The following is a 17,882-nucleotide window of genomic DNA, read 5'->3' as shown; positions in this document are numbered from 1 at the left end:
TAAAATAAGCGCTTACAAATTTTAAAAGTGCCATACTTTTATACAGGGAAAATTGAGATAATTATAGTATCATTCCAGCATAGGAAAACACATACAATTAGGGGGATATACGATGAAAGATATGGAACTATTGAATTCCAGAGAGGGACAAATGGTGCTTGCCCGAATGTACGGTCAACAGCAAATCTCTGAGCAAACGACTCGATATGAATCACTTATACAGGCGTATCGGGAGCATTTTGGTGTAGGGGATATTGAACTGTTTAGTGCTCCGGGACGTTGCGAAATTGGTGGAAATCATACAGACCACAATCACGGGAAGGTGCTGGCAGGCAGTATAACACTCGATACCATCGCTGCAGCTTCTAAAGTGGAGGAGTCTGTAATTACATTCTTTTCTGAAGGCTATAAGACGAAGTACGTCATCGATTTAACCGACTTGTCGCCAAAACCGGAGGATGACAGTACGATGCTGCTGGTCCGTGGTATTGCCGCTGGTCTACTTGAATTCGGATACCGTATCGGGGGATTCCAAGCTTATATATCAAGTAATGTATTCTCTGCTTCAGGTTTAAGCTCTTCCGCTTCTTTTGAAATGTTGATATGCACGATATTAAATCATTTTTATAACGAGGGAGTGTTAGATGCTGTTGCTAAATCCAAAATTGGTCAGTATGCGGAAAATGGCTATTGGAACAAGCCGTCGGGGCTGCTTGATCAGATGGCTTGCGCATATGGCGGCTTGATTTCCATTGACTTTGAAAATCCCAAGGAACCGATCATAAATCCTGTTCATTGGAATTTTGAACAAAACGGATATTCCCTTGTTATTGTAAATACAGGCGGAAATCATGCTGATTTAACGGACGATTACGCGGCGGTGCCCAACGAAATGTTTGCAGTGGCTCAGTCTTTAGACGCTTCGGTTTGCCGTGACTTATTGCCAGAGGATCTATATGCCAACCTTAAAATGGTCAGGGAAAAAGCAGGAGACCGTGCAGTACTGCGGGCGTTGCATTTTTTTGAAGAAAATAGGCGTGTGGATGAACAAGTGAAATCACTGGAGGAGGGGCGCTTTACTGATTTCCTGAGGCTCATTACCGAATCTGGTAATTCCTCATGGAAATGGCTCCAAAACGTATATAGAAGTGGGGTTGCGCGGGAACAAGACGTATCGGTTGCACTGGCTTTAACCGAAATGTATTTACAATCAATAGATAACAGCGCATGCAGGGTACATGGTGGTGGCTTTGCTGGTGTCATCTTGACGATTCTTCCGAATGATCATGTGGATAATTATAAGGAGTGGATCAGCGGAATGCTGGGAACTCCGGTACTTGTTGTCAACGTCCGTGAGGACGGTGCCGTTAATGTTAGTGATTTGATAAATGTTGAACGGACTCATTGAGAGTTTACAAACTAGTCAGTCAGTAGAAGACTTTAACCCATGGGTTAAAGTCTTTGTCCTTTTTATCGCCGATACAGCTTAGGTTTGCGTTATAATAAAGAGATGATAGTTTTAATGAAGGAGGGCCTGTCATGGCTATATACCCGTCCTGGTCCTATTCGCAATCGAGGGCTCAAACGTTCGATGAATGCTTACGCAAATACTATTATCATTATTACGGCTCGCATAATGGCTGGAATTCGGCACAGGGCACTGAAGAGCAAGTTACGTTGTATCGGCTCAAGCAACTGAGCAACTTATATATTTTATTCGGGAATATCACGCATCAAATGTGTGAATCAGTCATACGTGGATGGATGGAAAAAGGGGCTATCCCGCGTACAGCATACCTCGAGACAGCTATGAAGAACATGTTGAATGACAGCTACAAGGAATCGCTACACCGTGAGCTATGGCTACAAGATCCGAAAAATCGCGTCATGCTGGCGGAGGTTTATTACGACGACGAGGTGCTTTCGGAACGGATCGCCCTTATTAAGGAGCGACAGCACGCGGTGATACACAATTTATACCGTACTGCGGTTTGGCATGAACTGCAACAGGGAAAGGCCCAAATTGTAGAAGTGGAGAAGTGGGATACGATGCTCCTTCACGAGACGAAAGTGTATGTCAAAATGGATTTGCTCTACCGTAGAGACAATGGAGACTTGGTCATCGTGGATTGGAAAACAGGCAAGGAAGGCGATTTTTCCGACCAACTTTTTTTGTATGCTTCCTATGTGCAGGAGCACTATCAGCTTCCATTGGAGAAGATCGAGGTACGTGTGGAGTATCTGATGACAGGAGAGCATGAGGTGTATCGTCCCGCGCAAGAGGATATCGACAAAGTGGTTGGTAATGTCGGACGATACATCGAGGAAATGAAGTCCTGTCTCGATGACGATTACTATAATCGCCCCAAGCCTGAATCTTTCTTCACTCCGATGCCTTCACGCAGAGCGTGCGGAGGCTGTAATTTTCGTGAGGTGTGTAAGTACCGAGCGATGTGAAATGACTTGATCGCCTTTGCCACCGGATTCCTACCCTAATTAAAGCTAGTGAATCCGGCCATATGGCAAATCTATAATTCTTCTATGTTTTGAAACCGCTTTATAATTTAGAAGCTGCGAGGTATGATAAGGGTATTATTGGAAAATGCGAAGGAGGAAGTTAGGAAGATGACGAGTATAGAACACGCACGTATTCTTTTTCAGGGAGATTCTATAACAGACGGAGGAAGGGGACGAAATGAGGACGCGAACCATTGGCTGGGTCAGAGCTATGTGTATCTGATCGCAGGTGCGGTGGGGAGCCGTTTGACTACCACGCAGCCAGAGTTTGTGAACCGGGGAATTTCGGGGGATCGAGTTTCGGATTTGTATGCACGTTGGAATGAGGACACGTTTAGCCTGAAGCCGGACCTGCTCAGTATTCTAATCGGAGTGAACGACGCCTGGCGGATCGTGGAGCAGGAGCCGTCCGGGGTGACGGACCGATTTGAACGAGCCTATCGCCACCTTCTGGAAGAAACGCGTGAAGTGATGCCTGATCTGGGACTCGTGCTGTGCGAGCCGTTTATTTTGAAAACGGGAGCTACCGAGGCGCGATGGGACATTTGGCAAGAAAAAATAACGGGATACCAGCGTATTGTACGTCAGCTTGCGGACGAATTTGGGGCCGTATTTGTGCCGCTCCAGAGCATGTTGAACGAAGCCGCTATCCAGGCGGACGCCTCCTATTGGCTGCATGACGGGGTTCATCCGACAGCGGTTGGGCATCAATTGATAGCTGATCAATGGATAGATATTGTGCAAAAGAGTCCGCTGGCGATTCGCTAACAGGGGCATACATAGTCTACTCCTTGTCATTTTTGGGTAATACACGATTATGGACATCATTACTTATGTTATGGTTCCATCCAAAAATGAATGTCAAAGGGGGGGCTTCTTGCTTCGTCATGAACGGAGCAAGAGAGGGCTATGGAAACGATAAATATCATTCTGGTTATATTGCTTATCGCATTAACTGCTTTTTTTGTGGCCTCGGAGTATTCCATTATTCGTGTGCGAGTATCTCGCATCAATCAATTGGCCTCTGAAGGCAACAAAAATGCGAAAGCCGTTAAAAACATTCTGTCTCGGCTGGACGAGTATTTATCTGCTTGTCAGCTCGGAACCACATTAACCTCAATGGCGCTAGGCTGGCTAGGGGAATCTACTGTTGAACATCTGCTACATCCCCTGTTTGTGTTGGCTCATATTCCAGCAGGCCTGACGGGAGTGCTCTCCTTTTTGCTGGCTTTTCTAATCTTGACCTATTTCGAGGTGGTCATTGGGGAGTTGGTACCGAAAACATTCGCCATACAGATTGCTGAACCAATGGCATTGTTTTTTGCCCGTCCGATCACGATATTCTATAAAATGACCTATCCCCTGAATTGGGTGCTCAGTCGTTCATCGCGTGTCATTACGGGTCTCTTCGGGCTCAAAAGGGTATCTGAAGAAGATGCGGCACTCAGTGAAGCCGAGCTTCGTTTGGCGTTATCTGAAGGCTTTCGTAGTGGTGAAATTACACCGACAGAATATCGATATCTGAACAATGTATTTGATTTTGACGACCGTGCGGCGCAGGAAATTATGGTACCGCGCATCCACATCCGTTCCATCTCCCACCAGGCAACAGTGGCCGAGTTTATGGAGCTGATCGAGGACAAAGTTTATAATTTTCTACCTGTAGCTGAACATGGCGACCGGGATCGTATTATCGGGATGATTCGCGTCAAGGAAGCCCTGCATGATTTGGCACGTGGGCACAGCACAGGGAATACGACGATGGCTTCTTATATTCACCCGGTGCTTCAGGTTATCGAGACGGTTCAGGCTCGGGATCTGCTGATTCAGATGCAAAAACGACGCATTCCAGTAGCGGTGCTGGTGGACGAATATGGTGGAACATCTGGACTTGTCACACTGGAGGACATTATGGAGGAGATTGTTGGAGACATTCCTTCCTATACCGACACCGAAACCCCCGCAGCGTTAACTCCACTCATTACAAAAACAGATGATCATCGTTACATACTCAAATCACAGGCGCTCATTCATGAGGTCAATCGACGCTTGGAGACGGATATTGAGGCCGGGGACGTATATACAATTGGGGGATGGATGCTTTCAGAGCGTTTTGATATCCAGCAAGGAGAGAAGCTGACCATCGGTTTATGGGAGTTTACCGTACTGGAAAAAAGCAGTCACCAAATAGACACAATTGAAGCGATTAAGAAAGCAGTCGTTGAACGGAAAAATGACAATGATTCTTAATAATGGAAAATGACTTTGTCGAGTAACAGCTCGCTTAAAATGTGACGAATGGCCTGTAAAGCTTGTAGCAGCGCGATTCGTCCATTTTAAGATGCAAGCTGCTGCCTGGTAACATATTGTTTTTGGTAATTAGCGTAGGGGACTTAAGACTCTGTATCTTTATGCTCATGAATATATCTGTCTATGAAAAATACTACTAGAAATGTAGCAATTTTATGGTAAAATGGAATCAAATTTGAGTTTTTTGGGGTGGGCTACAGTACATGAAGATGTCACTAGGTACGAAAATGGTTACTGCATTTGTCTCAATTTCTGCAATAACCTATGGAACAAGCGCTTTTTTTATTTTTGTACTCAAGGACTGGCTTGCTCAAGGTACACAAGAATGGGTGTACACTTCGATCATTCTGTTATTGGGTGTTCTGTGGAGTGGCATTTTGGGCTGGTTGATCTCAAAATTACTCACACGGCCAATTGTTAGGTTGGCAAAGGCGGCAGAGGAAGCTTCGGCGGGGAACCTGTCTGTTGTGATTCCTGAACGTCGTTCGGAGGATGAAATTAAAGTTCTGTATGATGCATTTCGGCATATGATGCTGAACATTAAAGATATGTTCAATGAGATCTCGTACAGCACCAGAACAACTTCGCAAAGTGCGGAAAATCTGAGCTTGGCTATTGTGCAGGCTACCACACAAATTGAGTCCATGTCTTCGGTGGTAGAAGATATTTTGAATGGCGTGGAGCAGCAAAAGCAAGCATCTGCCCAATCTATTAAAACAGCAGACCGAATGCTGGGCGATTTTAAAATGATGCGTAGCAAATCGGGGCATATGCTGGAACTGTCAGGCCATATGGAGCATTCAGTAGATTCGACGCAGACCGTATTTTCATCCCTGATGGATGGAATGGGAGAGCTGACAGCATCACATGGTCGTTCGCAGCAGGTAATTGCCCGACTGGAAAAAGAAGCTTCCCAAATTGAAGCGATTACAAGCACCGTGAAGGATATTGCGGAACAGACCCATTTGCTGGCGTTAAATGCTTCCATAGAAGCGGCGCGTGCGGGAGAAGAAGGGAACGGGTTTGCTGTAGTGGCTCACCAAATTCGCGCACTTGCTGCCCAAAGTACGGAGTCTGTGCAGCAAATAAATGCCATCGTTAGCCGTGTCCAGTCACAAATCGTAGAGACAGTGCAGTTGATGCATCAGCAGACGTCATTGGTCAGTGCTGAGGCGGAACGGACAAGCTCTGTGGATCAGACGCTGAACCGTTTGAACGCTATTGTACGTGAATTTGTCGAGAGCATCCGTTTAATGGAAGAAGCCGTGACGGAGCAGACGAACCGGGTAGATCAAACCTTTGAGCAGATCCATCGTATTCAGCAAATGTCAGGGGCCTTCTCTGAAGGAGCTCACAAAATTTATACAGCTGCTCATGAGGAGACAGCAATTATGCAGGAAATTTCGTCTTCTTCCGAGGATTTGAAAGTGCTTACGAATAAACTCATGATGAAAACACGGGGAATGCAACTATAACAGAAGCCGTCATGTGAGGCATGATATATACAAACAAAATATAGCCGCTACACACCGGAAAACGAAGCAAAATGGTTCCCCGGTGTGTAGTGGCTATTTTTTAATTTCAAAAAACTCACATTGTTTTCTGGGGTGGTAAGCCAGATCACTGACGCTGGATTGCACGACGATGGTTTGATCGTCGAAACGGATTATGATTCCGCCAGAGCCAATCAATTGGTCATCCTGAAATACTCGGACACGAAGATGACGTTCCAGTGCCTCATTGAAATCCTGATCTGTAATTAATCGGCGATTAATGGCCATGAGGGTTCTCCTTTAAATATAATATCTTTTATCATAAAGGTAAGGTATTGAACAAGCAAGAAACACGGCTAGAACATAATCGGCTATTGGGTATAAAATAGAATGCAACGAAGAGAGAAAGAGATCAAAGGGGGCTAGCTATGGATAGGTCGTGGTCAGGGCCTTGGTTTGATGCCAATGCGCCAGAAGGGTTCGAGGCTTTTACTCCGTCACATGGGTTGGCTATATTGGGACTCATTGTATGCGCTTTGATGCTGTGGCTGACTCGGGGATGGATTCGATCGAACAAGCCTGTAAGCGAGGGAATTCGCTGGTTGTTAATTACAGTTCTCATTCTGTCAGAGGTGACTCTGAATATTTGGTATGTGATGCAGCATATTTGGGATGTCCAGACCTCATTGCCATTAGAACTGTGCAGTGTGACACTGCTGCTGTCTATCCTGATGCTTATTTTTCGAAGCCGCTGGTTATATCCGATCATCCTTTTTGCTGGAATTGGAGGGGCGCTCCAAGCCGTACTGACGCCTAATTTGGCATACACATTTCCGCATTATCGTTTTATCCATTTTTTCGTAGCTCATAGTGCTATTATTTTGGCAGCCTTGTATATGACCTGGATAGAAGGACTCAAACCGACATGGAAGAGTGTGGGGGGAGTTATGCTTTTTCTGAATGGCTTGGCGCTGATGGTGTGGATCGTAGACGATGCTCTCGGTGCTAACTACATGTTTCTAGCTGGAAAGCCGTCGACACCGTCGATATTGGATGTTTTGGGGCCATATCCTCTGTACATTCTGGCAGAAGAAGCCATTGCACTGCTGTTCTTTTCGCTTCTGATGCTGTTGTTCGAGGTGCTTCCAGGAGGCAGGCTGTATGTCCGCTTTCGCAAAGGAGCTCTGCATGGTGCTGACAGGTCGATATAAAGCCGTTGTAAAGCCATACAAAAGCAGCCTATTCCACAAGTATATGACTAGGGATAAGGCTGCTAAGAATGCCAAAACAGTAGTATGGGTATAACGTTCCCCATTCTAATACTTAACGCAGTAGTGATTCTGCTCCGTCTACATAAATTTCCGTACCCGATACATGAGATGACTCGTCTGAGGCGAGAAACAGGACCAGATTGGCAACCTGCTCTGGCTCACCAGGGGCATCCTCTAGCGGATGCTCTCCGCCCTTCGGAAATTCGACTGGAATTTGTACCTTCTTCAAGTCTTCCGAAGGGTACGTGTTATCGTCAATTTCCGTGTCGATGGCTCCCGGGCATATCGCGTTGACCCGGATTTTGTAACGTGCCAGCTCCAGTGCTGCCATTTTCATAAAAGCAACCTGAGCTGCCTTGGTGGAGGCGTAGGCTGAGAATCCAATACCTGAAAAGGTTCGATTACCGTTGATGGAGCTGGTAATGATAATGCTGCCGCCGCGTTCTTTCAGGTAAGGGACGGCATATTTAACGGTAGCAAAGGTGCCGCGAAGATTAATGTTCATCGTGCGGTCCCATTCCTCCAGTTCCAGTGTCTCGATAGGGGCCATCGTGCCGTTAATGCCTGCATTGGCGAATACTATGTCCAGCTTTCCGTACGTTTCCACGACTTTAGCGAACCCCTGCTGAATCATGTCCGGCTTGGAAATATCACATTCCAGCACAAGCGCCTCGCCGCCAGCCTGCTCAATGATTGCTTTGGTCTCCTCTGCATGCTTGGGTGTCCGATCCAGCATGACCACCTTGGCGCCTTGTTCTGCAAAACGGATCGCGGTTGCCTTGCCGATCCCTGAACCTCCACCACTGACCACTGCTATCTTCCCTTGCAATCTCTGCTCTGCCATTGACTATTCCTCCCATTCCGTTCATAAACTAAACCTGACTCGTTATTCCATACCTCTGTACGTTGATGGTGAAACAGTCACACTGGATTTCATCCCATTTGCGAAATATGGTAACATAGGCGAACCAGCAGGAACTTATAGCAAAAACATATAGCAGGAACAAGTATGGAGAAGACCGAGTGACGGAGGTGGATCGAATTGAGCTATAACGCAAATGACCGACCCGAATCGACAGACGCTATAGCACTGACCGGAAAAATGAAACCGTGGGCACTGAGCGGCCCCAGTATTCAAATCGATCCGTTGTTTCCCTATTACGCCAACCGTTCGCGGGACAGTATAGCAGATGAGATCGCCCTTGCGGGCTACCAGACCGTTCATTATTTTGTCGTGCGTGAAAATGAAGTGGATGGAGCGCTTGTTGCTGCTTTTCAACGCAGAGGCATAGCGGTGTGGGCAATGGTGCTAGGCAACGGTTCTTTTGGCGTGTCCCAGCTGCCGCCGGAGTGGAGAGAATGGCGCATGGAGCTGCTGCGCGAACCGAACGACGGATTTCAGCGGCTTTCGCATTTTGCTCAGGAGTATGTGGAATGGAAAAAGAAAGCCGCTGCCCGGCTCGTCACCGACATTCCGTTCGACGGGTTCGAGGTGGCGGAGCCTTATTTCCCCGAATGGAACGGGCTGCGCAGTGGAGTGTACGGGGATGTTGGGCCGCATGCACAGCGTGCCTTTCGCGAGCGTAGCGGTGAGGACATTCCGGATTTCCGCGACAAGCATGCGCGGAATTATTACCGGAAGGTTCCGAAGCTGTACGCGCAGTGGGTTGATCTGCGTGTGGACGCCGTGAACGGCCTGATCAGCGAGCTGGTGAACGGCGCGGGCGGTGTACGTGATGTCCGGCCGGACATCTGCGTGGCGACATGGTCGCTTGCTGTGAGCGGACGCGGCGATGTCCCAGGCCAGCTGCGGGAATGGCAGGGTCTGGACGCGGTAGCTATGATCGGGTGCGTCGCCCCGGATATGCACGTACTCCAGACCCATTGGCCGGACTGGATGCGCCGCCGTCTACCGCCACAGTATACCCGGGGCTATGCTCGCATCGCGCAGTCGATACGGGCCGCTTATCCGGGCCTGCCCCTCGGGGTGCAGGCGGATATTGGCTCCCTCGCGCGTATGGTACGTGACCGCGAGTGGACGCAGCGGTTTGGGGCTACCGCCCTTGAGGGCGGCTACGACGCCTGGACCGCCTATGAATACCATTTGGGTGGTTACATGTACGATGAGCCGCCCAAACCGCTTAAGGCGGAACGTTCAGCCGAAGATGAGGTAGTTATTTCTTTCAGCAAGCGGATTGCCACACCGTCTGTAGATGAGCTGCGTATTTGGAGCCGGGAGGACAGAGCAGGTACAACACGCGAGGTGAGCCGCCACCTAAGAAACGATTCACTAACGTTGCTGGAGCTTGTGGATGCCGTAGCAGACGGAAACCGTCTATTGCTGCGTATACACAATTTACCAGCAGAGGCGTTCAGCTTGCGCCTTGATGGTGTACAGGATACACCGGAGCTGTGGTTGCTCAAGGGGAGGAAGCTACATCGCAATCTGCCAGAGGATGAAGTGAGGGTTCCTTAAAATTTGGGTAATAACAAAATAACAGCTGTATAAACGGCTCATTTGCCATAGCATTTTAGAATTGTATATTTTTGAGGAGCAGCATCTTTTCAAAACATAAACGATAGTGGAGTGAAAAAAGTATGTGGGATTGGGATTACCTGATTCGGGTCATGTTTGCCGGACTATGCGGCGCCTTAATTGGCTATGAGCGCAAAAGTCGCATGAAAGAAGCGGGCATTCGCACCCATTTCATTGTCGGTATTGGCGCAGCGCTCATGATGGTGGTATCCAAATATGGTTTTCAGGATCAAACCGTCTGGTCGAACCTGTCGCTGGACCCTTCCAGAATAGCAGCACAGGTTATAAGTGGAGTCGGCTTTATCGGCGCAGGGATGATTTTTACACAAAAAAATAGAATTAAAGGACTGACCACTGCCGCAGGCATCTGGACTACCGCCGGAATCGGTATTGCCGTAGGTGCAGGGATGTATGGGCTTGGTGCAGGTGTAACGCTGTTTATTTTAGCGGCTCAGTCCTTGCTCCATAGTCGTTTTTATCAGATGGCTACCCCGTCTACGCGACAAGTAGTTGTTCAGGTCGACAATGAGCCGGGCGTACTGAATCGGATCAAAGAACTGCTGGAGCACAAGAAGCTGACGATTCACAGCTTTCACGCCGAGCGCATCAATAACGGTGAGCAGTTGGTTATTCATATGCTTGTAAAGCTGTCCCGGTCAGAGGGAGTGGAGGAACTGCTGTCACTGCTGCAAGAGATGGAAGGTATTCGTTCAGTCGAGACTAAGTCCAATTAGACGAATTTACTGCTTATTTAGTAGCTTTTTGTCGAACGCTGACAGACCCATTTAACAGTAAAAAACTTTAAAAATAATGATTGAAAACGCTTCCTTTTGTGTATATACTCTTACTACATCACAGAGACAGCAGCTTAGAAAGCATCAGGGGATAAGCAAAAACGACCTCATGCGTATGCACAAGGTCGTTGCTGTTATCCCGTTTTGAAAGACTGATTTGATGTCTTACTTTACTTTGACTGGAGCTGGATATTTTTTACCCAGCGTATCCACAGTGACTTTTTTCATCGTAGCCGGTTTGATCGGTTTGTCATTGCTATCTCGTTTGGAATTGACGATAGCATCGACCACATCCAACCCGGACGTTACTTTACCGAAAGCGGCATATTGACCGTCGAGGTAGTCCGCATCGGCAACCATGATGAAAAATTGCGATCCGGCCGAATCCAGATCCGCTGAGCGGGCCATGGATAATACGCCACGTGTATGTTTGAGTGTATTGTTAACACCATTGCTCTTGAATTCGCCTTTGATACTGTAGCCGGGGCCACCTGTACCGTTACCTTGCGGATCACCACCCTGAATCATAAAGCCTGGGATGACACGGTGGAAAATGGTACCGTTATAGGCTCCCTTTTGCACCAAAGAAATGAAGTTGTTAACCGTGTTCGGTGCTACTTCCGGATACAGCTCAAGCTTAATTTTCTTGCCATCATTCATGACAATCGTGACAATCGGATGGGAAACAGCCTTGCTTTTGTCTTTAGTCGCAGCAGGAGTTGTAGTGCTTGTCCGGCTGGCAGCTTCCACATCGGCCGCTTTTGTGCCGCATCCAGCAACCAGCACGAGCATGATGGCCAGCAGGCACAGCGTGTACCATGGGCGTATCGTTTTTCGGTTCATTGATATTCCTCCTGAAAGGTTGGATGGTGTAACATCCTAAATTATAGTTTGGGGGCAGCGCAGAACACTTTTCCATTTTCTATCATACCTTTTTTGCTGGGGATAAGGAAATACGGGTTTGAAAGCCGTATTCTTGACCCATACTGCTGCTATTCCCAAGGAAAGGGGCAGGATCATGATGGAGGTAGACAAAAAGCTGGCGAAAGGTCTCATATGGGGTATGGCGTTCAGTCTGCCGGTTTGGGTAGGGGTGCTGTACTCAGTACAACATATTCGTGACTGGCTATAACATAAAGCGTAAAGATAGGCCAAAACCGTTGTGGTTTTGGCTTATTTATATTTGTGCCAGTCCAAATTGCTGTTATTCAGTAGATGCTCGAAGTTGTTATCCAGCTTCTTCTGTTCAGCTTTTTTTGCTTCGACGGCACGCTGCCGTTCGTCTTCTTTACGCTTGTCCTGTTCTGCTTGGGCTTCATTGGCTTGAGCCTTAAGCTTATTCAGCACATCCTGACTCAACAGATCTTTTAACGTAGCAGGTTTGTCCTGAGCCGCAGGAGCAGGGGAAGACGAATTTCTCTTCTTAGCCATGTCATCATCTCCATTCCATTCGATTATATCAGCTTCTGCACGGTTGTTCCACGATTGAAGGATGAGCTGGGCGGTAGACTTTTCTAATTTAGAGGGTAATAATGGAATGAGCAGAAGGGACGTGTGGCATCATGCATCTATATTGGAAGCGAAACCTGGTCATTTTGTGGATTGGAGTATTGTTTTGCAGCATGGCCTATTCCGTGTCTATTCCGTTTTTACCTATTTTTCTGAATACGGAAATGGGCGTAAATGATCATCTGGAACTGTGGTCGGGGATTGCCTTTGGAGTCACTTTTTTAGCCAGCGCGCTGATTGCCCCATTTTGGGGTTCGCTTGCAGATAAGTATGGACGTAAGCCGATGTTGATTCGTTCAGGCTTTAGCCTGGCGGTGTTGTACCTGATATGTGCTTTTGTGACAGATCCGTATGTGTTCGTAGGAGTACGGTTGTTTCAAGGCCTTCTATCCGGGTTTATTCCTGCTGCGATTGCGCTGGTCGGAACGGGCTCGCCTGAGGAGAAAACCGGCTATGCACTCGGTATTATGGCGACCGCTGGGGCGACAGGCAGCATTATAGGTCCGCTGATTGGCGGTGTAGTGAGCCATTATTATGGCAATCGGAATGCCTTTTTTTTCTCTGCAGCTCTTGTGCTGGTATCTGCGTTAATCGCGACTTTTGGCGCTAGAGAGGACAGCTTCAAGGGAACCAGTACCCGCTCGCATGTTCGTGATGATATCAAGGAGGCTATTGCTAATCGGCCTTTGTGCTTTTTGCTTATTCTGGCGGGATTAAGTACCTTTTCCGTCATGATATTGGAACCGTTAATTACGGTATATGTGCTTGAAATGGGAGTTGACCGTAGCCGGGCGTCTTTAAGTTCCGGGATTGTATTCTCAGCCGTTGGTATTGCGGCGGTGCTCATGGCTCCCCGATGGGGACGGATTGGAGGCCGGACCGGATTTGCACACGTGCTGCTGATTGGACTGATCGGTTCGGGAATCGGGAACATCTTACAATTTTTTGTAACCAACTTTGTTGGTTTTGGTGCGCTTCGGTTTGGATATGGATTGTTTTATGCGTCCGTCATGCCGGCTATCAACGCAATGACTGTTGAGGTCACCAAGCCGGAGTTTCGCGGACGAGCCTTTAGCTTGAGCCAATCAGCCACTCAACTCGCGACCATGGCGGGGCCGTTGATTGGCGGTATGCTTGGCAGCTGGATGCCAATCCGCTGGATCTTTGTGTTAAACGGTGGCATACTGCTGCTTGCAGCGTTGTTGCTATGGGCGAAGGGAAAAAACGTGTTCCCAGTTTCAGCCAGGAAGAACGTAACGGATCAGGATATTCATTCTGCCGGATAAGCGAATCACACAGGATTGTCTAAGAGGACAATCTTAGAGCTCATAGAGCAGGTCTTTTTTTGTGCTATTAGATAATTATCCCAAACCTTTACTTTTAGTATACTTATTCATAACCCTCTACACTGATAATATGACAAGGAGGGATATATTATGATAAGAGACGACATTTTGCGTCAACAGCTTGAGAAAGCTCGTCAAAAGCTGTATATTTTGCAAGCAAAACATGGCTTTAATCATGCCAGTGTGCTCAGACAGTCTGTAATTATGGATAACCTCATCAATCAATATAACCACCTTTTTTATATAAAAGAAAAAAAGCCGACTGCATAAATGCAACCGACTGGGCGAGAAACTTTTGGTGAGGTCACTCGCCCTTGTACTGTAGCGCTAATACCTATAACAACGATGCTTATCTTAACTTTTATAACTAGTGTGCAATCTATCATTTTAGGTACGGTTCGTTTGATGAGCACTCAGTAGGACACCTATAATGACGACCAAACCACCAATGATTTGGCGCCATGTAATCGTTTCTTGCAAAAGTAACACAGAAAATAAGACTCCAAATATCGGAACCAAATTCATCAGAGAAACGGAACTGCTCGGTGACAGCTTGATTAATCCGTAATTGTAAAGCAAAAATGCGATAACGGAGCAGAATACGCCCAAATATACTAACAACATAAACGATCCTGTTGTCGGAGCCTGCCAACTATCCTTTTCTAATAGAGCCAACGGTATAAAAAAGATACTCCCTGCAACAGTTTGATAAAAAGATAACGTCACAGGCGGATATTTGTCCACTACCTTGCGCGTCATGAAAGTGTAAAACGCCCACGCAAAACCCGTTCCAATCAATATTAAATTTCCGATTAGTTGATTCTTATTAGCCGAACTTTCGCCAACTGAAGTCAAGAAATATACCCCGATCATGGCCAGTGCTATGCCGCAAATTTTATATTTGGATATTTTCACTTTATACAAAATAAGTTCAAGCAGCGATGTAATTGCGGGATATGATGCAACAATTAATGCTGCGTTGGAAGCGGTAGTCAAGCTAACCCCTATATTCTCCATTGAAAAATAGAGAGTGATTCCCAAAACACCACTAAACGAAATCGTAGCCAAATCTTTTGGCTTTACTTTGATATGTTCTTTTTTAATCAGCAAAACGATACCTAGCACAACGGAAGCTATAATAAATCTGGATAGACCCAAGGTAAGAGGGGGGAACGTCGTGTAGGCTGCTTTGGTGGCAATAAACGATGTACTCCAGATCAATAGGGCCAGAATCGTAGAACCGTAGTAAATCCGGCTGCTTTCGCTGTGATGAGCTATGACTTTGTTCAAGTTAAATCCTCCCTGAGGTAATCCCCTGTGAAATGATGATAGTAGCTACTAAAGTGACTACTATAAAAACGTTACTAAAAAGATAGTGTGTATATCAGTTTTTGTCAAGGGGAAGTGATATAGTAAGGATGAACACGAATTGAGGAGAAGACGTCATGAAACCAAAACCAAATATATTAGAAATTCTACGGGATTTGAATTTTAGTGAATATGAAGCTAAGGCTTATGTGACCTTATTGGAAAGCTCTCCACTTTCGGGATACGCCGTTTCATTGAATTCCGGGGTACCGAGATCCAAAATTTACGAGGTTTTGTCTGGAATGGTCAGCCGTGGGGATATCATGGTCAGTCAAGAAAATACGCCTCTGTATGTGCCGCTCCCGCCACATGAATTGATTGCCCAGAGAAAACGCAAAGCAGAGCAGATTTTCAATGTGGCGCAAGAGAGTTTGGAGCAGTACACAGCATCATTTCAAAATAGAGAGAATATTTGGAATATTTCGGGGTATGAAGCCATTATCAATCGCATAAATGAAGGGGTAAAGGGAGCAAAACACCGAATTTTATTGGAAATTTGGAAAGAGGATGCCGAGGTGTTCCGAGATGCCTTAGAGCAAGTCGCTCAACAAGGAATTGAAGTGATCATTGTAGCGTATGGGGAGCTTAATTTTGATTTCGCTACTGTTTACCGCCATGATATGAGTGAGGAGATTACGTCTGAAATTGGTGGTCGGTGGATTGTACTTAGCGTAGACGACAGGGAGGTCGTAGCTGGCATACTTTCACTTGGAGATGACAGCCGCGCTGCATGGACGTTGCATCCGGGTCTGGTGATGCCGATTACAGAAGTGATTATTCATGATATTTATATCATGGAAATCCTATATGAGTTCCGTGAACAATTAGAGGCGAAATTCGGCCCTAATCTAATTCATCTTCGCAATAAATTTGCTATGGGTCCGAATGGCAAAGGATATTATGTTCCTTTGACTGAAAAAAGCATTAAACGTGTATAGAGATTGTCTGAGGTCCGATGTGCAAAAATAAACAGGCCCATGGAGTGTTATTCCATGAGCCTAATTTTATTGGGTGTTGTGTTCAATTATTTTACGGTTACAATCACACGTTGATAATGCTTTAAAGGATGTTTTCCATTGTCCTGTACTTCTGCAATGATATGAAGCGTATTCCCTGACTTAGCATCTGCAGGAACTGTGAAACTAACTGCATTCGTATCACTACCTTGCAAGTCAATCGTGTTTACTTTCTCGCCTTTAGCTACTTCTCGATGAAGCCCAAGCTGCATTTCCCCCAGCAATTCAGGTTTAACTTGTGCTGGTTTTACTTTAGAATCTTCATACGTGTCTGCTTCAAAATATCTCCACCATTTATAGGTCAATTGATTACCGTCGGGATCTGAACCTTCTGCATGCAGGGTTATTTTCTCCCCTGGACTAGCGGTTAGGTCTAATCCTTCTTTAATGGTCAACGTTGGATTGTGGTTGGCATCTTTGTAGTCGGATGCAATAGCCCAATCTGCACGAGCAGCAAAGTCATTTTGAATATCATCAAACCAACGCATCAGAGAATACTCTGCTTCGAATTTTTTCGTATGCACATCATAATCTAACACGGTATTTCTAAATAATTTATCGTTAACGACACCGAAACGACCTCCCCAGCCACCATAGGTTGGGTTTTCCATACTCCGCAATCCGTTATCAATTAAATAGAAGAAGGATGGAGAATCACCTTCAGAAATAAAGTCATACTTGTCGTATTGTGGATTTTTCTTTAAGTAGGCTTCACTGCCTCTTTGTTCTTCATCCAACTCGCCTTTGATGATATTGCCATCGCCCATCAAGGCATACATATTGAGCAACTTGCCATGACCATCTTTAATATTTTTGAAGTTCCATTCCCCGTGCAACTTGCTGTTTACTTCTTCTGTGTGCATTTTCCAAGCATAAGCGAAATGCCAGAAGTTAGATTGATCATTAATAATTCTGATGTCAGGCCAATTTTTAGCGATGTAATTATTGTAGCTATCGTCCTGGTCCAGAATGATGTACAGTACGAGTTTATCACTTACTTTTTTTCGAATCGTTTCCCATTGATCTGTATTTTTATATTCGTCTTCAATGGACTTTAAAGCTCTGGCCGTGGTATTGGTTCCACCCCAAGTTTGTACGTACAAATCTCTTTTGTCATCGTCCAGGAAAAGTGTTTTAAGGAAATTGGAGCCTTCCGTTTCTTTGTCCATTTCACCTTTATTTGAAATGTTACCTATTTTGGTAACGCTCTTGATATATTCAGGCTTTGGATATCCCTCGGCATGTTTGATTAAGTTGGGATAAATCTCTCCGTAGGCATCAATCATGTCCGTTACCCATTGTGTTCCGGTCCATCTAAATGGCTTGATGCCAGCCTTTTCATCACCTGCATAATGATATACAGAGCTAGTCAGTACAATCCCCGACAAATCCATTTCATTGGAGTAAAGAAGAAAGCGAATGACAGAGTTCATATCATCTACTTCTCCATCGGTAGTGATTACCGTTCTGGCCTTGGTTGCTTTATTTTCTACTTTATTTTCCGTTTGTTTTTCTGTTGGAGCAGCGCTTTCATCCTTCACAACGGCGGGAGCCTTACTACTACAGCCACTGATGATCAAAATACAAATCATGGCTAATAAAAAAATGCTTAACCCTTTTCTTTCTCTCATTTTTGTTCCCCTCTCTGAACGTTCCTATGATGTTTTTTTAGGATTATAACCATGTAGGTATTCTTTTTATTCAAGATTTAGGCATAAAAAA

At 45.9% G+C, this 17,882-nt stretch carries 17 protein-coding genes; 11 read left to right on the top strand and 6 right to left on the bottom strand.

Annotation, left to right across the window (positions count from 1 at the left end; translation table 11 throughout):
- Positions 1–112 precede the first annotated feature (112 nt).
- The 5 genes from MHB54_RS07510 (at position 113) to MHB54_RS07490 (ending at position 6,302) form a co-directional block, all read left to right on the top strand.
- On the top strand, positions 113–1,408 hold the full coding sequence (locus MHB54_RS07510) for a galactokinase (RefSeq protein ID WP_264454086.1): 1,296 nt from the start codon (positions 113–115) through the stop codon (positions 1,406–1,408).
- Between the two features lie 131 nt (positions 1,409–1,539).
- Positions 1,540–2,457, top strand: coding sequence for a PD-(D/E)XK nuclease family protein (locus MHB54_RS07505; protein WP_023987306.1), 918 nt, complete (start codon positions 1,540–1,542; stop codon positions 2,455–2,457).
- A gap of 168 nt (positions 2,458–2,625) precedes the next feature.
- Positions 2,626–3,285 (top strand): SGNH/GDSL hydrolase family protein, encoded by a 660-nt coding sequence (locus MHB54_RS07500; protein WP_023987307.1) that lies wholly within the window; start codon positions 2,626–2,628, stop codon positions 3,283–3,285.
- 141 nt (positions 3,286–3,426) lie between these two features.
- Positions 3,427–4,767: a hemolysin family protein gene (locus MHB54_RS07495; RefSeq protein WP_023987308.1), complete on the top strand. Its 1,341-nt coding sequence runs from the start codon at positions 3,427–3,429 to the stop codon at positions 4,765–4,767.
- A 263-nt stretch (positions 4,768–5,030) separates the two neighbouring features.
- On the top strand, positions 5,031–6,302 hold the full coding sequence (locus MHB54_RS07490) for a methyl-accepting chemotaxis protein (RefSeq protein ID WP_023987309.1): 1,272 nt from the start codon (positions 5,031–5,033) through the stop codon (positions 6,300–6,302).
- A gap of 93 nt (positions 6,303–6,395) precedes the next feature.
- Here the strand turns inward: MHB54_RS07490 and MHB54_RS07485 are convergent, their stop codons facing one another.
- Positions 6,396–6,608, bottom strand: coding sequence for a hypothetical protein (locus MHB54_RS07485; protein ID WP_013309048.1), 213 nt, complete (start codon positions 6,606–6,608; stop codon positions 6,396–6,398).
- Positions 6,609–6,748: 140 nt separating this feature from the next.
- On the opposite strand from MHB54_RS07485, the gene MHB54_RS07480 reads away from it, so the two are divergent.
- The gene (locus tag MHB54_RS07480; protein ID WP_264454085.1) at positions 6,749–7,531 is read left to right on the top strand and encodes a YwaF family protein; all 783 of its coding nucleotides are present in this window, start codon (positions 6,749–6,751) and stop codon (positions 7,529–7,531) included.
- 112 nt (positions 7,532–7,643) lie between these two features.
- Here the strand turns inward: MHB54_RS07480 and MHB54_RS07475 are convergent, their stop codons facing one another.
- The gene (locus MHB54_RS07475) at positions 7,644–8,435 is read right to left on the bottom strand and encodes an SDR family oxidoreductase (protein ID WP_023987312.1); all 792 of its coding nucleotides are present in this window, start codon (positions 8,433–8,435) and stop codon (positions 7,644–7,646) included.
- Positions 8,436–8,693: 258 nt separating this feature from the next.
- Here MHB54_RS07475 and MHB54_RS07470 point away from each other — a divergent pair, with 258 nt between their 5' ends.
- Positions 8,694–10,067 carry a hypothetical protein gene (locus MHB54_RS07470; RefSeq protein ID WP_048481526.1) on the top strand — a complete coding sequence of 458 codons (1,374 nt, stop codon included), beginning with the start codon at positions 8,694–8,696 and terminating at the stop codon, positions 10,065–10,067.
- A 122-nt stretch (positions 10,068–10,189) separates the two neighbouring features.
- Positions 10,190–10,861 carry an MgtC/SapB family protein gene (locus MHB54_RS07465; protein ID WP_023987314.1) on the top strand — a complete coding sequence of 224 codons (672 nt, stop codon included), beginning with the start codon at positions 10,190–10,192 and terminating at the stop codon, positions 10,859–10,861.
- Positions 10,862–11,086: 225 nt separating this feature from the next.
- Here MHB54_RS07465 and MHB54_RS07460 read toward each other — a convergent pair whose 3' ends face one another.
- Together MHB54_RS07460 and MHB54_RS07455 are read right to left on the bottom strand one after the other, a co-directional pair.
- Positions 11,087–11,764: a peptidylprolyl isomerase gene (locus MHB54_RS07460; protein ID WP_023987315.1), complete on the bottom strand. Its 678-nt coding sequence runs from the start codon at positions 11,762–11,764 to the stop codon at positions 11,087–11,089.
- A 330-nt stretch (positions 11,765–12,094) separates the two neighbouring features.
- The gene (locus tag MHB54_RS07455) at positions 12,095–12,352 is read right to left on the bottom strand and encodes a YqkE family protein (RefSeq protein WP_023987317.1); all 258 of its coding nucleotides are present in this window, start codon (positions 12,350–12,352) and stop codon (positions 12,095–12,097) included.
- A gap of 131 nt (positions 12,353–12,483) precedes the next feature.
- On the opposite strand from MHB54_RS07455, the gene MHB54_RS07450 reads away from it, so the two are divergent.
- The gene (locus MHB54_RS07450; protein WP_023987318.1) at positions 12,484–13,716 is read left to right on the top strand and encodes an MFS transporter; all 1,233 of its coding nucleotides are present in this window, start codon (positions 12,484–12,486) and stop codon (positions 13,714–13,716) included.
- A gap of 150 nt (positions 13,717–13,866) precedes the next feature.
- Positions 13,867–14,046, top strand: coding sequence for an aspartyl-phosphate phosphatase Spo0E family protein (locus MHB54_RS07445; RefSeq protein WP_025723205.1), 180 nt, complete (start codon positions 13,867–13,869; stop codon positions 14,044–14,046).
- Between the two features lie 117 nt (positions 14,047–14,163).
- On the opposite strand, the gene MHB54_RS07440 is transcribed toward MHB54_RS07445, so the two are convergent.
- On the bottom strand, positions 14,164–15,066 hold the full coding sequence (locus tag MHB54_RS07440; protein WP_028543190.1) for a DMT family transporter: 903 nt from the start codon (positions 15,064–15,066) through the stop codon (positions 14,164–14,166).
- Between the two features lie 155 nt (positions 15,067–15,221).
- Here MHB54_RS07440 and MHB54_RS07435 point away from each other — a divergent pair, with 155 nt between their 5' ends.
- Positions 15,222–16,082: a TrmB family transcriptional regulator gene (locus MHB54_RS07435; protein WP_028543189.1), complete on the top strand. Its 861-nt coding sequence runs from the start codon at positions 15,222–15,224 to the stop codon at positions 16,080–16,082.
- A gap of 86 nt (positions 16,083–16,168) precedes the next feature.
- On the opposite strand, the gene MHB54_RS07430 is transcribed toward MHB54_RS07435, so the two are convergent.
- Positions 16,169–17,791, bottom strand: coding sequence for a DUF1593 domain-containing protein (locus MHB54_RS07430; protein ID WP_071559094.1), 1,623 nt, complete (start codon positions 17,789–17,791; stop codon positions 16,169–16,171).
- Positions 17,792–17,882 lie beyond the last annotated feature (91 nt).

It is taken from the genome of Paenibacillus sp. FSL M7-0802 (assembly GCF_038004945.1).
Lineage (GTDB): Bacteria > Bacillota > Bacilli > Paenibacillales > Paenibacillaceae > Paenibacillus > Paenibacillus polymyxa_B.
Note: the sequence above shows the minus strand (reverse complement) of the source record. Positions and strands in the feature narration are given on the sequence as shown.

Bases quoted from the DNA above. Each gene is read 5' to 3' on its own strand.
- MHB54_RS07510 (WP_264454086.1), top strand. From the start codon at position 113: ATGAAAGATATGGAACTATTGAATTCCAGAGAGGGACAAATGGTGCTT.
- MHB54_RS07475 (WP_023987312.1), bottom strand. From the start codon at position 8,435: ATGGCAGAGCAGAGATTGCAAGGGAAGATAGCAGTGGTCAGTGGTGGA.
- MHB54_RS07505 (WP_023987306.1), top strand. From the start codon at position 1,540: ATGGCTATATACCCGTCCTGGTCCTATTCGCAATCGAGGGCTCAAACG.
- MHB54_RS07485 (WP_013309048.1), bottom strand. From the start codon at position 6,608: ATGGCCATTAATCGCCGATTAATTACAGATCAGGATTTCAATGAGGCA.
- MHB54_RS07470 (WP_048481526.1), top strand. From the start codon at position 8,694: ATGAAACCGTGGGCACTGAGCGGCCCCAGTATTCAAATCGATCCGTTG.
- MHB54_RS07460 (WP_023987315.1), bottom strand. From the start codon at position 11,764: ATGAACCGAAAAACGATACGCCCATGGTACACGCTGTGCCTGCTGGCC.
- MHB54_RS07490 (WP_023987309.1), top strand. From the start codon at position 5,031: ATGAAGATGTCACTAGGTACGAAAATGGTTACTGCATTTGTCTCAATT.
- MHB54_RS07480 (WP_264454085.1), top strand. From the start codon at position 6,749: ATGGATAGGTCGTGGTCAGGGCCTTGGTTTGATGCCAATGCGCCAGAA.
- MHB54_RS07500 (WP_023987307.1), top strand. From the start codon at position 2,626: ATGACGAGTATAGAACACGCACGTATTCTTTTTCAGGGAGATTCTATA.
- MHB54_RS07435 (WP_028543189.1), top strand. From the start codon at position 15,222: ATGAAACCAAAACCAAATATATTAGAAATTCTACGGGATTTGAATTTT.
- MHB54_RS07455 (WP_023987317.1), bottom strand. From the start codon at position 12,352: ATGGCTAAGAAGAGAAATTCGTCTTCCCCTGCTCCTGCGGCTCAGGAC.
- MHB54_RS07430 (WP_071559094.1), bottom strand. From the start codon at position 17,791: ATGAGAGAAAGAAAAGGGTTAAGCATTTTTTTATTAGCCATGATTTGT.
- MHB54_RS07450 (WP_023987318.1), top strand. From the start codon at position 12,484: ATGCATCTATATTGGAAGCGAAACCTGGTCATTTTGTGGATTGGAGTA.
- MHB54_RS07495 (WP_023987308.1), top strand. From the start codon at position 3,427: ATGGAAACGATAAATATCATTCTGGTTATATTGCTTATCGCATTAACT.
- MHB54_RS07445 (WP_025723205.1), top strand. From the start codon at position 13,867: ATGATAAGAGACGACATTTTGCGTCAACAGCTTGAGAAAGCTCGTCAA.
- MHB54_RS07465 (WP_023987314.1), top strand. From the start codon at position 10,190: ATGTGGGATTGGGATTACCTGATTCGGGTCATGTTTGCCGGACTATGC.